The 14,368-nt window shown below is 72.0% G+C and carries 12 protein-coding genes; 2 read left to right on the top strand and 10 right to left on the bottom strand.

The genetic code is table 11. The annotated features are described in order from the left end of the window. Positions 1 to 621: 621 nt before the first annotated feature. Positions 622 to 1,893 (bottom strand): tyrosine--tRNA ligase, encoded by a 1,272-nt coding sequence (tyrS, locus tag RZ50_RS00375; protein WP_196947506.1) that lies wholly within the window; start codon positions 1,891 to 1,893, stop codon positions 622 to 624. A gap of 271 nt (positions 1,894 to 2,164) precedes the next feature. Between tyrS and RZ50_RS00380 the strand changes: the two genes are divergently transcribed. Then, positions 2,165 to 2,695 carry an HNH endonuclease gene (locus tag RZ50_RS00380; RefSeq protein ID WP_196947504.1) on the top strand — a complete coding sequence of 177 codons (531 nt, stop codon included), beginning with the start codon at positions 2,165 to 2,167 and terminating at the stop codon, positions 2,693 to 2,695. Positions 2,696 to 2,736: 41 nt separating this feature from the next. Here the strand turns inward: RZ50_RS00380 and RZ50_RS00385 are convergent, their stop codons facing one another. From RZ50_RS00385 to RZ50_RS00410, 6 genes are all read right to left on the bottom strand, one after another. Continuing rightward, complete coding sequence (locus RZ50_RS00385; protein ID WP_196947503.1) at positions 2,737 to 4,704, bottom strand: PQQ-binding-like beta-propeller repeat protein; 1,968 nt, start codon at positions 4,702 to 4,704, stop codon at positions 2,737 to 2,739. Positions 4,705 to 4,812: 108 nt separating this feature from the next. Beyond that, a complete protein-coding gene (locus RZ50_RS00390; protein WP_196947502.1) occupies positions 4,813 to 5,118 on the bottom strand; it encodes a 4a-hydroxytetrahydrobiopterin dehydratase in 306 nt (101 codons plus the stop codon). 73 nt (positions 5,119 to 5,191) lie between these two features. Next, positions 5,192 to 5,950 (bottom strand): sulfite exporter TauE/SafE family protein, encoded by a 759-nt coding sequence (locus RZ50_RS00395; RefSeq protein ID WP_196947501.1) that lies wholly within the window; start codon positions 5,948 to 5,950, stop codon positions 5,192 to 5,194. A 161-nt stretch (positions 5,951 to 6,111) separates the two neighbouring features. Further along, entirely contained in the window at positions 6,112 to 7,164 is a 1,053-nt protein-coding gene (locus RZ50_RS00400; RefSeq protein ID WP_196947500.1) for an SPFH domain-containing protein, read from the bottom strand. A 10-nt stretch (positions 7,165 to 7,174) separates the two neighbouring features. Continuing rightward, positions 7,175 to 7,597, bottom strand: a complete 423-nt coding sequence (locus RZ50_RS00405; protein ID WP_308271053.1) for an NfeD family protein — start codon at positions 7,595 to 7,597, stop codon at positions 7,175 to 7,177. 140 nt (positions 7,598 to 7,737) lie between these two features. Then, positions 7,738 to 8,529, bottom strand: a complete 792-nt coding sequence (locus tag RZ50_RS00410; RefSeq protein ID WP_196947499.1) for an ABC transporter ATP-binding protein — start codon at positions 8,527 to 8,529, stop codon at positions 7,738 to 7,740. A gap of 148 nt (positions 8,530 to 8,677) precedes the next feature. On the opposite strand from RZ50_RS00410, the gene RZ50_RS00415 reads away from it, so the two are divergent. Then, positions 8,678 to 9,481: a hypothetical protein gene (locus RZ50_RS00415; protein ID WP_196947498.1), complete on the top strand. Its 804-nt coding sequence runs from the start codon at positions 8,678 to 8,680 to the stop codon at positions 9,479 to 9,481. A 47-nt stretch (positions 9,482 to 9,528) separates the two neighbouring features. On the opposite strand, the gene RZ50_RS00420 is transcribed toward RZ50_RS00415, so the two are convergent. The 3 genes from RZ50_RS00420 to RZ50_RS00430 all read right to left on the bottom strand — a co-directional run bounded on the left by RZ50_RS00420 (position 9,529) and on the right by RZ50_RS00430 (position 14,154). Next, entirely contained in the window at positions 9,529 to 10,185 is a 657-nt protein-coding gene (locus tag RZ50_RS00420) for a response regulator transcription factor (protein WP_196947497.1), read from the bottom strand. Further along, positions 10,178 to 11,374: a GAF domain-containing sensor histidine kinase gene (locus RZ50_RS00425; protein ID WP_196947496.1), complete on the bottom strand. Its 1,197-nt coding sequence runs from the start codon at positions 11,372 to 11,374 to the stop codon at positions 10,178 to 10,180. Before RZ50_RS00425 ends, RZ50_RS00420 begins: the two co-directional genes overlap by 8 nt. Before the next feature lie 176 nt (positions 11,375 to 11,550). Then, positions 11,551 to 14,154, bottom strand: a complete 2,604-nt coding sequence (locus RZ50_RS00430; protein ID WP_308271056.1) for an FHA domain-containing protein — start codon at positions 14,152 to 14,154, stop codon at positions 11,551 to 11,553. Between the last annotated feature and the right edge of the window lie 214 nt (positions 14,155 to 14,368).

Consider the following 14,368-nt stretch of genomic DNA (forward strand, 5'->3'; position numbering starts at 1 on the left):
AGCCAGGATCAAACTCTCCGTGAATGTTTACCCGGCAGTGCTTAATTAAAAGCCTCGGGTCCACACCCGCGTTGAGCGGCACGGCAACCACCGGAATAGGGTGGTCCCGCGCACTGCGTCCTCGCTAGTGTTATTTCAAAAGGAATCTCCAACCCCAGAAGAATCTGAGGCCGGGGATGTCAACATATCTGGCGTTGACTTTTGGCACGCTGTTGAGTTCTCAAGGAACGGACGCTTCCTTCGAGCCGCCTTCCAGCGGGCCCTCCGGGCGCTTCGTTCTTTCGTGTTTCCAGCTTATCAGATGTTTTCCGCTCCGTTTTCCGGAGTTTCATTCATCCGATTTCCCGAACTGGCCGGGGCCGCTTTTCGCGACGACCACCACGTTAGCGCATTCCGAGAGTTATCTCGAAATTCACGCTCACACCCGATTGACGGGACGCCAATGGACCCAACTGAATGGGCGCCAAAGTGTGAGGGTGGGTCTTGCTGAGTGGGGTGGCCGCTCTAGCGACTCGTTCCACACTAGGCCACTCGGAGGACAACGTCAAACGTCGAGGGCGGGATCCGGCTGGATCCCGCCCTCGTTCGTCAAAGCCGCAGGTCAGCGGCGTCGGGTTTCGGTCACGCCGACGCCGGCACCAGCTCGGCCGCGGCCAGGTTGCGCTTGCCGCGACGCAGCACCAGCCAGCGGCCGTGCAGCAGGTCGGCCTCGGTCGGCACTGCCTCCTCGTCCGTCACCTTGACGTTGTTGAGGTAGGCACCGCCCTCCTTGATCGTCCGGCGGGCGGCCGAGCGGCTCGGCGCCAGGCCGACGGCGACCAACAGGTCGACCACCGGCTGGAGTTCGGACACCTCGGCCTTCGGGACCTCGGCCAGGGCGGCGGCCATGGTCGGGGCCTCCAGGTCGGCCAGGTCGCCCTGCCCGAACAGCGCCTTGGACGCGGCGACCGCGCGCTCGTACTGCTCGGCGCCGTGCACCAACGTCGTGAGCTCCTCGGCCAGGGCTCGCTGGGCGAGACGGGCGGCGGGGCGCTCGGTGGTCTCGCGCTCCAGCTCCTCGATCTCCTCCTTCGAGCGGAAGCTGAAGATCCGCAGGAAGTTGGGGACGTCCCGGTCGTCCGCGTTCAGCCAGAACTGGTAGAAGGCGTACGGAGTGGTCAGCTCGGGGTCGAGCCAGACCGTGCCGGACTCGGTCTTGCCGAACTTGGTGCCGTCGGCCTTGACGATCAGCGGCGTGGCCAGCGCGTGCACGGACTTGCCGTCGGCCTTGCGGATCAGGTCCGTGCCGGCGGTGAGGTTTCCCCACTGGTCGCTGCCGCCGGTCTGCAGGGTGCAGCCGTAGCGGCGGTTCAGCTCCAGGTAGTCCATGCCCTGGAGGATCTGGTAGCTGAACTCGGTGTAGCTGATGCCCGCGTCGGAGTTGAGCCGTCGGGCGACGGCCTCCTTGGCGATCATGTTGTTCACGCGGAAGTACTTGCCCACGTCGCGCAGCAGGCTGATGGCCGACATCCCGGAGGTCCAGTCCAGGTTGTTGACCATGCGCGCCGCGTACTGGCCCTCGAAGTCGAGGAAGCGCGAGATCTGGCCGCGCAGGCGCTCCACCCAGCCGGCCACCGTCTCGGGGTCGTTGAGCACGCGCTCGGCGGTGGGCTTCGGGTCGCCGATCAGGCCCGTGGCGCCGCCGACCAGGCCGAGCGGGAGGTTCCCCGCCTGCTGGATGCGGCGCATGGTGAGGATCTGCACCAGGTTGCCGAGGTGCAGGCTGGGGGCCGTCGGGTCGAAGCCGCAATAGAACGTGACCGGGCCGTCCGCGAACGCCTTGCGCAGTGCGTCCTCGTCAGTGGACAGGGCGATCAGCCCACGCCACCGCAGCTCGTCGACGATGTCCGTCACGGTCACGCTTCTCCTTCGATCGGGCGTCCGCCCGGCGACGGCCCGGTTCGGTCGGGCCCCCGGGTCGGTACGACTCCAGCCTGATAGAGCCTACGCGGTTCCGGCCAGCGAGTTTTCCCCGAGGCACTCCCGCGAGGTGCCGCCGATACCGGAAATTCCGTTGTTCGTCGGCTGCGGGCCCATTCAGAGTGGTTCCACCGCCGTACGGCGGCAGTGACGTGTGTGGAGACGGTCGTGCCGCCGTGGCACGCCCGTGGGAAGGGTGTGCCGAGTGCGCAACACGCTGGTTCTGAACGCGAGCTACGAGCCCCTGACGACGGTGTCGCTCCAGCGCGCCGTCGTCCTGGTGCTCCAGGACAAGGCGGTGGTGGAGCAGGCGCATCCGCTGCGCTCGATACGAGGTACGGGCGTCACCGTCCCGGTGCCCCGGGTGATCAGACTGCAACGGTACGTACGGGTGCCGTTCCGACAACAGGCCCCGTGGTCCCGACGGGGCGTGCTGGCCCGGGACCAGCACCTGTGCGCGTACTGCGGGCGCCGGGCCACCACGGTGGACCACCTCCAGCCCAGGTCGCGCGGCGGTGCGGACAGCTGGATGAACACCGTGGCCGCGTGCGCGGAGGACAACCAGCGCAAGGCCGACCGGACACCGGAGCAGGCCGGGATGAAGCTGCTGCGGCGGCCGTTCGTGCCGACGCCGCAGGCCACCCTGATGCTGGCGCTCGGGCTGCGCGGCTCGGAGGCCCGGGAGCTCGCCGACTGGCTGCCGGCCATACCGGGGCAGCCGGCCCCGGCGGCCTGAGAGGGGCTCCGGAAGCGGCCTGAGAACCGCGGGAGCCGGGCTCAGTCCTTCGCCTGGTAGCCCGCCGCCGTACCGAAGTTGGCCGAGTGCTCGGGCACCACGACCACCTGCCCGCCGCCGATCGCCACCCGCCCGGAGACCAGCAGCGAGCCGGTGCCGGGCGGGAAGTTGCCGCCGACCGCCTCCTGGCCACCCGCCAGCGGGAAGCGGATGAGGTGGGCGGGCTGGTCGCGGCGTTCGTCGGCGGCGAGCACCAGCGAGCCGCCGTCGATGCCGACCGCCCGGACGGTGCCCTTGGCGGTGACCGGCGCCTTCCAGTGCTGCTTGCCGGTGTCCAGGTCGTAGCCGACCGCGGACACCGGCCCGCCGCCGTTCGCCGGGACCAGGGCGGCGACCATGGTGCGGCCCTCGAAGAACACGTCGGGAGTGGCCGAAAACGTACCGTGGGAGACGTCCAGGCGGCCGCCGTCCACGACCACCGGGATCTCGGCGGCCGGGTCACCGGCCGCACCCCAGGCGAACACCCGGTCGTCCTCCGGCTTCCCGCCGGTGGTGAGCACCACGGCCGGCTCGGCGGAGAGCACCGTCACCGTCTTCGGCTGGTTGTTCAGTCCTCGCCACCAGGCGACCTTGCCGTCCACCGTGTTCAGTGCGACGGCCTGGTCGGCCGGGGTCGAGTCGGCGCAGGTGGAGGCGACCAGCACGGTCTTGCCGGTCACACCGCCGGACAGGGTGCAGAACTTGCCCTGCCCGGTGTACTGCCAGACGTCCTTGCCCTCGGCCGTGTCCCAGGCCACCACCCGGTCGTCGCCGACCGCGATCACCTTGTCCTCGGTGACGCCGATCCGTGCGCCGTACGAGTCCTTGGCGTCCGAGAGGGTCTTGGTCCAGGCGGTCTTGCCGGTCTTGGTGTCCACGGCGGCCACCAGCGTGCAGGGGCTCTTCGGGTCGGCCTGCGGCCGGAACAGGACCGCCCCCAGCCCGGCCGGGTTCACGCCCGCCGACAGTCCGCAGGGGACGGCCCCGGCCGCCGGCGGCTCGACCGACCAGGCCGGCTTGCCCGCCGCCCGGTCGTACGCGTGCACGCCCGATCCGTCGGCCCGGACCACCGCGTCGGTCAGCAACCAGCTGCCGACCAGCGTGTCGTCTCCCCCGGGCTGCCCCGGTTGCCCGGTCTGCCCGGGTTGCCCGGTCTGCCCGGGTTGCCCGGTCTGCCCGGCGCCGGCCGCCTGCACGGACCACGCCTTGGTGTGCGCCACCGCGAACCCGGGCTCGCCGCCGCCGGACGCGACCGCGCTGCCACCGCCCTCGGCGCCGACCGTCAGCGCGGCGGCGATCAGCACCCCGAGCGCGGCCACCCCGGCCCCGGCCCGCACCAGCAGGGCCCGGCGGCCGGGCACGTGCTCCCCGGTCAGTACGGAGTCGGCGGCCGCCCTGGCCCTGGCCGCCAGCGCCCCTCCGGAGCCGGAGCCGCCCCGACGACGGGCGGCGGCCCGCGACGGCGCGGCGGGCTTGGCGTCGGACTCCGGCTCGGACTCGGACGACTCGGCGGGGGGCTGTTCCTCCCCGGCCTCGGGTACGGGCTCCGGCTCCTCCAGGTGCACGTAGCCGTCGGCGGAGTACTCGGCCCCCGCCGGGACGTACAGCCCCTCCTGCGCGGGCTGCTGCTGCTCGGCGGCGTACGGCGGGTACTGCTGCTGGTACGGCTGGTACTGCCCCTGCTCGCCGTACGCCCCCTGGACGTAGCCGCCCTCGGCGTACCCGGTCGGACCGTAACCGCCCTGACCGTGCGACCACTCGGACTGCCCGTACTGCGGCTGCTGCCCGTACTCGACCGGGCCGTAGCCCTCCTGCGGCCACTGCGCCTGCTGCGGCGTCCGCTGCTGGGGCAGGGGATGGGACTGAGACTGGGGCTGGGACTGGGGTTGCCCGTAGTACCCGTCCTGCTGCTCCTGGGGGTACCACGGCTGCTGCTGGGCGTGGGGGTCTCCGAAGGGCTCCTGCGCCATCGTTCCGTCCCTCCCAGCCCCCGGCCGCCTGCCGCTTGCGGCAGTCAGCATCTCACGCCCGCGCGGGCGCGCCGTCCGGGCCCTCGACGCCCGCCCGGCGGGCCGGCCTCAGGCCGCCGACTCGGCGTGCAGGGCCTCGTCGATGCGGGCGGCGAGGGTGAAGTCCAGGCCGGTGAGCCCGCCGGCGCTGTGGGTGGACAGGACGAAGCGCAGGGTGCGCCAACGGATGTCGACGTCGGGGTGGTGGTCCAGCGCCTCGGCCTGCTCGGCGACGGCGACGACCACCCGGATCGCCGCCGGGAAGTCCGGGGCGTCGGCGCTGCGGACGATGCTGTCGCCCTCCCGGCTCCAGAGCGGCACGGCCGCCAGCGCCGTCCTGATCTCGTCCTCGGTCAGCCGTTCCCTGCTGCTCATCGGTGCGCTCCCGTTCGTGGTCGGTCGAGCTGCGAACCGGTCCAACCTACTGGTCCAGTGGACTGACGGACCGTCAACTCGCCAGCAGCCTGATGACGGCCACGAGTCCGACCACCACGATGACCCCGCGCAGCGCGGCCGGCCGCATCCGGCGGCCGACCTTGGCGCCGAGCAGGCCGCCGACCAGCGAGCCCGCCGCGATCAGCCCGGCGGCCGTCCAGTTCACCGTCGAGGTGAACAGGAAGAACAGTGCGGCGACCCCGTTGACGATCAGCGCCAGGGCGTTCTTCACCGCGTTGATCCGCTGCAGGTCCTCCTGGAGGAGCATGCCCATCAGCGCCATCAGCAGGACGCCCTGGGCGGCGCCGAAGTAGCCGCCGTAGATGCCGGTGAGGAAGACCCCGACCAGCAGCACCAGGCTGCCGTCCGGGTCGCCGCCGGGGCGGCGACGGGCGGCGACGGCCTTGGCCACCCAGGGCTGGATCACCACCAGGACCAGGGCGAGCAGGATCAGCACCGGCACGATCGCGTCGAAGGCGCCCTTCGGCAGCTTGATCAGCAGCAGCGCGCCGACCAGTCCGCCGAGCAGCGAGGCGCTGCCCAGGCGCAGCAGCCGACGACCCTGGCCGGCCAGTTCGCGGCGGTAGCCGATCACACCGCTGAGCGAGCCGGGCACCAGGCCGAAGGAGTTGGAGACGTTCGCGGTGACCGGTGGGATGCCGACGGCGAGCAGGACCGGGAAGGTGATCAGGGTGCCGGAGCCGACGATCACATTGATCATCCCGGCACCGACACCGGCCACCAGGACGGCGATCGCCTCCCAGAGCGTCATGGGTCACCTCTCCTCTCGGTCCTGTCCGAGGGGGATCATGCCGGACCTCCGGCGGCCGGACCAGACCCTCCCGGCATTCGGGACGCACGCCACAGTGCCACCGGGAACGCCGAGGGCCCGCCGCCCCGTGGCAGCGGGCCCCTGACGGGATGTTCGACCGATCACTCCGGGTCGATCTTGCGGTACTCCCGCGCCGGGTCCACCCGGGGACGGGCGGCACCCTTCTCGACGTCCACCGGGCGCGGCCCGGCCGCCGGGTCGATCGGCACCTGGGTGGCCGCCGGGGCCGCCTGCGGGACGCTCGGCGCCGCGAGCGCGCCGCCGTTCACGCCGCCGCCGTTGCCGGTCAGACCGGTGAAGGCGCCGCCGAGGCCCTTGAGCGCGTCGCCGACCTCGCTGGGGATGATCCACAGCTTGTTGGAGTCGCCCTTGGCCAGCTCGGGCAGGGTCTGGAGGTACTGGTAGGCGAGCAGCTTCTGGTCGGCGTCGCCGTCGTGGATCGCCTCGAAGACCGTCCGGATCGCGGCCGCCTCACCGTCGGCGCGCAGCACCGCGGCCTGGGCCTCACCCTCGGCCTTGAGCACCTCGGCCTGCTTCTCACCCTCGGCCTTGAGGATCTGGGCCTGGCGCTGGCCCTCGGCGGTGAGGATCGCGGCGCGCTTGTCACGGTCGGCGCGCATCTGCTTCTCCATCGAGTCCTGGATGGAGGTCGGCGGCTCGATCGCCTTCAGCTCGACGCGGTTGACCCGGATGCCCCACTTGCCCGTGGCCTCGTCCAGGACGCCGCGCAGGCCGGCGTTGATGACCTCGCGCGAGGTCAGGGTCGACTCCAGGTCCATCGAGCCGATGATGTTGCGCAGCGTGGTGACGGTCAGCTGCTCGATCGCCTGGATGTAGCTGGCGACCTCGTAGGTGGCGGCGCGGGCGTCGGTCACCTGGTAGTAGATGACGGTGTCGATGTTGACGACCAGGTTGTCCTGGGTGATCACCGGCTGCGGCGGGAACGGCACGACCTGCTCGCGCAGGTCGATCCGGTTGCGGACGCGGTCGATGAACGGGACGACGATGTTCAGCCCTGCGTTGAGCGTCCGGGTGTAGCGGCCGAAGCGCTCCACGATCGCGGCGCTGGCCTGCGGGATGACCTGGATCGTCTTGATCAGCGCGATGAAGGCCACCACGACCAGGACGACCAAAACGATAAGGACGGGTTCCACGGACTCTCCCCTAGACGACCAGGGCGGTCGCGCCCTGGATTTCGACGACGTCGACCTGCTGCCCGGGCTGGTAGACCTGGTCCGGGTGGAGCGCGCGGGCCGACCAGATCTCGCCGTTCAGCTTGATCCGTCCGCCCTCCCCGTCGACGGTTTCCGCGACGACCGCGGTGGCGCCCTGGAGCGCCTCGATGCCCATCTTGACCTGCGGGCCCTTCTGGAGCTGCCGGTAGGCGATCGGACGGACGACGACCACCAGCGCGACCGACACCACGAGGAAGGTCACGGCCTGGAGGACCACTCCCCCGCCCAGTCCGGCCACGCCGGCGGCGGCCAGCGATCCGACGGCGAACATGGCGAACTCCGGCATCGCGGTGAGCACCAGCGGTATGCCGAGGGCCGCGGCGGCCAGGAGCCACCAGATCCAGCTGTCCACACGTCCATCCTAGGGAGCGAAGGGCCTTCAGGGGACGGTTCCCGCAGGTCGAGGGGCGGAAACCGGTCGCGCGTGCGACCGGTCCCGACGGCCTTCCGTGTGACGGACGAGTGGGGCCCCGCGACGGGGCGGACGGGGGCTCAGCCCAGCGGCAGGCCCTGGGCCGACCAGCGGTCCCCGTGGCGCTCCAGGGTGAGCGGCAGACCGAAGCACTTGGAGAGGTTGCGGGCGGTCAGCTCGGTGTCGATCGGGCCGGCGGTGAGCACCTTGCCCTGACGGATCATCAGGACGTGGGTGAAGCCGGGGGCGATCTCCTCGACGTGGTGGGTGACCATCGCCATGGCCGGGGCGAACTCGTCCTGGGCCAGCGCGCCCAGCCGGCGGACCAGGTCCTCTCGGCCGCCGAGGTCCAGGCCGGCCGCAGGCTCGTCGAGCAGCAGCAGCTCGGGGTCGGTCATCAGGGCCCGGGCGATCAGGGTGCGCTTGCGCTCGCCCTCGGAGAGGGTGCCGAACTTGCGGCCGGTGAGGTTGGCCATGCCGAGGCGGTCGAGCAGGGCGAGGGCACGGCCCTCGTCGGACTGCTCGTAGGTCTCCTGCCAGCTGACCGTCATGCCGTACGCGGCGGTGAGCACCGTCTGCAGCACGGTCTGCTCGGCCGGCAGCTTGTCGAACATGGCGGCGCCGGCCAGCCCGATCCGGGAGCGCAGCTCGAAGACGTCGACCTCGCCGAGCTTCTCGCCCAGCACCGAGACCTTGCCCGAGGTCGGGAACAGGTACGAGGAGGCGATCTGCAGCAGGGTGGTCTTGCCGGCGCCGTTCGGGCCCAGGATGACCCAGCGCTCACCCTCCGAGATGGACCACGAGACCTGGTCGACCAGCGCGCGCCCCTCCCGGACCACGGATACGTCCACCAGCTCCAGCACGTCGCTCATGCCTATGCCTTCCCCAAACAAAAAATCTCGGCCGTCGGTGCGGGCGGCGCGCCTACTCCGGCAGCCGGTGGGCACGGGGTGGGTGCGCCGCACACGCATGGGCAAACCTACGCCACGCGGATGACCGCCGATTCCGTAGGCTGGCCGGATGCTCGCCACACCTGCCGACAATCCGTACGAAGAGCCCCGTTCGGGGCGGCTGACCGCCTGGGGCAACGCCCTGCTGAGCGGCCTGGTGGCGCCTGACGACGCCGCCACGGCCGTCCTGGGCGCCGACGAGGGCCACCGGGTGACCGGGCTGCCCGGGGACGCCCCGGGCGAGCGCCACGGGCTGACCTGGGCGCTGGGCCGGCTGCGGGTGCTGGGCGTGAAGGGCCTGCGGCTGGCGCTGCCCTCGACCGGGCACCCGCTGGGGCTGACCGGCCCGGCGGACTTCAACGCCCGGGCCATGGAGGCGGGCGAGGCGGTGCTCGCGGTGGGGGTGCCGCTCGGGCTGGTGCCGGAGGTGGAGGTGTTCGGCCCGGCCGGGGACCGCTCGGCCACCGTGCTGTGGCGCTGCTCCGAGGTCAACGACGCCCCGCCGGCCGACGTGCCCTCGCTGCACGAGGCCGAGCGCGAGCTGGCGGACGGGCTGCGCGAGGCGACCGTCCTGCTCTCCCGGCTCGACGTGGCCGGTGCCGGGCCGGAGGCGCTGCGCGCCCTCGACGCCTACCGTCGGCGCGGCCACGGCGAGCTGCTCGCGCCCGGCTACCCGCCGCGCGCCGTCCGGATCCTGGAGTCGGCCCGACAGGTGTCCGCACTGCTGACGATCGCCTCCGGCGGGCACGGCGCGGCGGTCAGCGCCTCGGAGATGGCCGCCCGCCAGTCCGTCCTGGCGCCGCTGTGGCGCACCGCACGCCGTGCCCAGGTGGCCGCCTACAACGCCATGGTCGACGAGCGCGAGGAGCGCTAGGACTCCCCCGACCGCTCCGGCCTTGCCGGGCCTCAGACCTCCCGGGCCTAAACCTCCCGGGCCTCGCCGTGCCGGACGGCCCAGAGCGCGGCCTGGGTGCGGTCGGCGAGGTCCAGCTTCATCAGGATGTTGGAGACGTGCGTCTTCACCGTCTTCTCCGACAGGTGCAGGCTGCGGGCGATCTCCCGGTTGGAACGGCCGTCGGCGATGTGGCCGAGCACCTCGCGCTCGCGCTCGGTGAGGGTGCCGCCGCGGCCCTGCGGGGCGCGCGGGCCGTCGTCGGAGAGCAGGGCCTCGGCCAGTTCGGGCTGGAGCAGCACGTGTCCGGCGTGCACCGAGCGGATCGCCCCGGCCAGCGCCTCCGGGTCCACGTCCTTGTAGACGTACCCTGCGGCGCCGGCCCGCAGCGCGGGGACCATGGTGCGGTGCTCGGTGAAACTCGTCACGATCAGGATCCGGGCCCGGCTGCCCTCGTCCTTGAGCGTGCGCAGCGCCTCGATGCCGTCGACGCCGGGCATCTTGAGGTCCATCAGGACGACGTCCGGGTCGAGTTCGCGGGCGCGCTCGACGCCCTCGGCCCCGTCGGCGGCCTCCCCGACCACCTCGATGTCGTCCTGGACCTCCAGGAAGGTGCGCAGCCCGCGGCGGACCACCTGGTGGTCGTCGACCAGCAGGACGCGGATCGACGGCGTGCTCTCAGGCACCGGGGACCTCCATCTCGACGAGCGTCCCCCGGCCGGGGGCCGACTCCAGGGTGAGCGTGCCGCCGACGGCGGCCGCGCGGTCGCGCATCGAGGCCAGGCCGAGGTGGCGGCCGGCCCGGCGGACGGACTCGGGGTCGAAGCCGCGCCCGTCGTCGCGCACCCGCAGCACGGCGCCGCGCGCGGGCGTCCCGACCAGGGTGACGGTGACCCGGCGGGCGCCGGAGTGGCGCAGCGCGTTGTGCAGCGCCTCCTGGGCGACCCTCAGCAGGGCGGCCTCCTGGGCGGGCGGCAGGGCGCGGACGCCGTCGGCGGCGAAGGCGACGTCGGCGGCGTGGGCGCGGTCCAGGACCTGCACCTGGGAGGCGAGGGTGGCGCTCAGCCCGTCCTCCTCCAGGGCGGCGGGGCGCAGTTCGACCACCACGGCGCGCAGTTCGTCGGCGGCCTCGGCGGCCAGCCGGGCGACCTCGGCGAGTTCGGCGCGGGCGCGGGCCGGGTCGCGGTCGACCAGTGTGGCGGCGGCCTTGGCGGTGAGGCGCAGCGAGAAGAGCTTCTGCGAGACGGCGTCGTGCAGGTCGTGGGCGATCCTGGCGCGCTCGCCGGCCAGGGTGAGCTCGCGGCTGCGCTCGTACAGGCGGGCGTTGGAGAGGGCGAGGGCGGCGTGGGCGGCGAGGATCCGCAGCAGTTCCTCGTCGTGGTCGGTGAACAGGCCGCCGCCGCGCTTGTTGGCGAGGAAGATGACGCCCATCACCTGGGGTTCGTCCTCGTCGGCCTCGGTGTCCAGGACCGGCATGCCGAGGAAGGCGTCCATCTCGGGGTGGGCGGCGGGCCAGCCCTCGAAGGCGGGGGCCCTGCGGACGTCGGCGAGGCGGGTGGGGCCGGTCTCGTGCAGCAGTTCGGCGAGCACGCCGTGCTGACGGGGCAGCGGGCCGATCGCCCGCCACTGCTCGTCGGTGACGCCGTCGACGACGAACTGGGCGAAGCCGCCGTGGTCGTCGGGCACGCCCAGGGCCGCGTACTCGGCGCCGAGGAGGTCCCGGGCGGAGGCGGTGATGCGGCGCAGCACCTCGCGGACCTCCAGGTGCCGGCTCATCGCCAGCAGCGCCTGGCTGACGGCCTCGATGCCGGTCAGCGGGTCGCAGGCGGGCGGCGGGTCGGCGGGGGCCCGGTGGTCTCCGGTGGTGCGGGGCATACCGCCAAACTACCGCCGCCGCAGGCGCGGCCGCGTCCGTCCAGGGCCCTAGGCCGGTGGGCCCAGCACTGGTCGTCACGGCCCTCCGCCGTCCGGCGCCCGCCGCTCGGTGCCCGGCCCGGCCAACGCGAAGGGCGCTCCCCCCGACCGGGGAGAGCGCCCTTCCGTGGCACGGGTCAGCCCTTCTGCATGACCTCGGGCTCGTGCCGGCGCTGGAGCCGGGTCACGATCACGCCGATCACGATCGAGATGACGATCAGCACGCCGGCGTCGATCGCCCACTGGGCGACGCTGCTCTTCCACAGCGGGTCGTAGTTGGGGTTCTGGAAGTCCTTGTTCCAGGGCCCCATCAGCTTGGACAGGTCGAGCGTGGTGGCCACGATGCCGGTGCCCCAGCGGGCCGGCATCAGCCAGGCGGCCTGCTCCAGACCGGGCTTGCTGAAGATCTGGAAGAGGCAGCCGGTGAAGACGACCTGGACGATGGCGAACATGACCAGCAGCGGCATGGTCTTCTCGGAGGTCTTCACCAGGGCCGAGATCATCAGGCCGAACATCATCGCGGTGAAGCTGAGCAGGATCATGCCGATGGTCATCTCGATGACCGGCAGGTTCTTCACGATGAGGCCGTGCTCGGGCAGCTTGCGCGGCAGGAAGCCGACGGCGGAGATGATGGCGCCCTGGATCACGCTGAAGATGCCCAGCACGATGACCTTGGACATCATGTACGCCGAGCGGGAGAGCCCGGTGGCGCGTTCCCGTTCGTAGATCGCGCGTTCCTTGATGAGCTCCCGGACGGAGTTGGCCGCTCCGGAGAAGCAGGCGCCGATCGCGAGGATCATGATGATCGTCGCGGCTCCGCCGTTGAGCCCCAGTTGGCTCTTGGCGTTCCGGGCCAGTCCGGCCTCGTTGGGCACCAGCACGCTCACCGCGCCGATGACCGCGGGCAGCAGCACCGACAGCGCCAGGAAGCCGCGGTCCGAGGCGAGCACCGACATGTAGCGGCGCATCAGCGTCCACAGCTGCGAGCCCCAGCTCTGCGGCTTGGGCGGCCTGACGGCCTCCTGGGCGACCTGAGCGTGCTGCACCTCGCCCGCCTCCACGGTGGGGGCGGAGTACTGCTGGTAGTGCACGGAGCCGCGGTAGCGGCCGGCCCAGTCGTGGTCCGGGAAGTTCTCGAAGGCCTGGAAGACGTCCGCCCAGGTCTCGTACCCGAAGAAGTGCAGCGCCTCGTCCGGCGGGCCGAAGTAGGCCACCGAGCCGCCCGGCGCCATCACCAACAGTCGGTCGCAGAGCGCGAGTTCGGCCACCGAGTGGGTGACGACCAGGATGGTGCGGCCGTCGTCGGCCAGGCCGCGCAGCATCTGCATGACCTCGCGGTCCATGCCCGGGTCGAGGCCCGAGGTGGGCTCGTCCAGGAAGATCAGCGAGGGCTTGGTGAGCAGCTCCAGGGCGACCGAGACGCGCTTCTGCTGGCCGCCGGAGAGCGCGGTGATCTTGTTGTCGGCGCGCTTGTCCAGGCGCAGCTCGTACAGCACCTCGTCGATCCGGGCCTCGCGCTCGCGGGCCTCGGTGTCGCCGGGGAAGCGCAGCCGGGCCGCGTACTTGAGGCCGTTCCGGACGGTGAGCTCGCGGTGCAGGATCTCCGACTGCGGCACCAGGCCGATGCGGGAGCGGAGTTCGGCGAACTGCTTGTAGAGGTTGCGGCCGTCGTACAGGACCTCGCCGCGGTCGGCCGGGCGGTAGCCGGTGAGGGCGCGCAGCAGGGTGGACTTGCCGGAGCCGGACGGGCCGATGACGGCGACCAGGGACTTCTCCGGGACGCCGAAGCTGACGTCGTCGAGCAGGATCTTCCTGCCGCCCTTGTGCTCGACCTCGACGGTCAGGTGGCGGGCGGAGAAGGAGACCGCGCCGGTGTCGACGAACTCCTGGAGCTGGTCGCCGACCAGCACGAAGCCGGAGTGGCCGACCGTCAGCCGGTCCTTCGGGCCCATCAGCTGACGCTGCACCCGCTGGCCGTTGAGGTAGATGCCGTTGTGGCTGCCGAGGTCGACGATCTCGTAGCGGCCGTCCGGCAGCTGGCGCAGCTCGGCGTGGTGGCGGGAGACCTGGAGGTCGGACACCACGATGTCGTTGTCGAGCGCGCGGCCGATCCTGACGGTGCGCATGGCGGCCGTCAGGTTGCGGATGATCGTCGGCTGCGGGCCTCCGCTGCCGGAGTCGTGCGCCGGCGGCTGCTGCGGGTGGGCCTGCTGCTGCGGGAAGCCCGGGTGCTGGGGCTGCGGCTGCGGCGCGTACTGCTGCGGCGGCGCGTACTGCTGTTGGGGCTGCGGCTGGCCGGGCCAGGCCTGCTGATGCTGCGCCGGCTGCTGCTGGTACGGGTCCTGCGGCGGCCAGGCCTGCTGCGGGCCGGGCGGCTGGGGCGTCGGGACGGGGCCGCGGGCGGTGGCGGCGTCGTGCACCGGGGAGTGCTGCGGGGCGGCGGCGTGCACCGGTGCGGAGAAGGCGAGCCGGGGGCCGTTCTCGGGGTTGCCCAGGTTCACCACGGCGCCGGGGAACAGCTGGGCCTGCGTGGTGCGGGCGCCGGCCACGAAGGTGCCGTTGGTGCTGCCGTGGTCGTCCAGTTGCCAACCGCTGCCGTTGAAGCTGATGGTCCCGTGCTGCCAGGAGACCCTGGCGTCCTCGAACGGGAAGTCCGACTGCGGGTTGCGCCCGATGGTGTAGGACCGCCCGGGCTCCAGAGTCCGCTGCTGTCCGTTGATCTCGATGACGAGTTGCGGCACTGCTCGCCTGCCCCGCTCTCTCGGTTCCCCCGATTTGTGGCCCCCGGCCGGGGACGCACTGTTCCTCTGACTGACGGGGGGAATCATTCCAGCCGCCGGTCGGCCGACGAAAGTCACCCCGGGTGACTGTGACCAGGCTGCTACGGATCCGTGCACTCCGGTATCCCGCCTCGTGGGACGGGTGCTCTGGGGCCGGCGGCCGGCGGGTAGCGTG

It is taken from the genome of Kitasatospora sp. SUK 42 (genome assembly GCF_015776785.2).
Taxonomy (GTDB): Bacteria; Actinomycetota; Actinomycetes; order Streptomycetales; family Streptomycetaceae; genus Kitasatospora.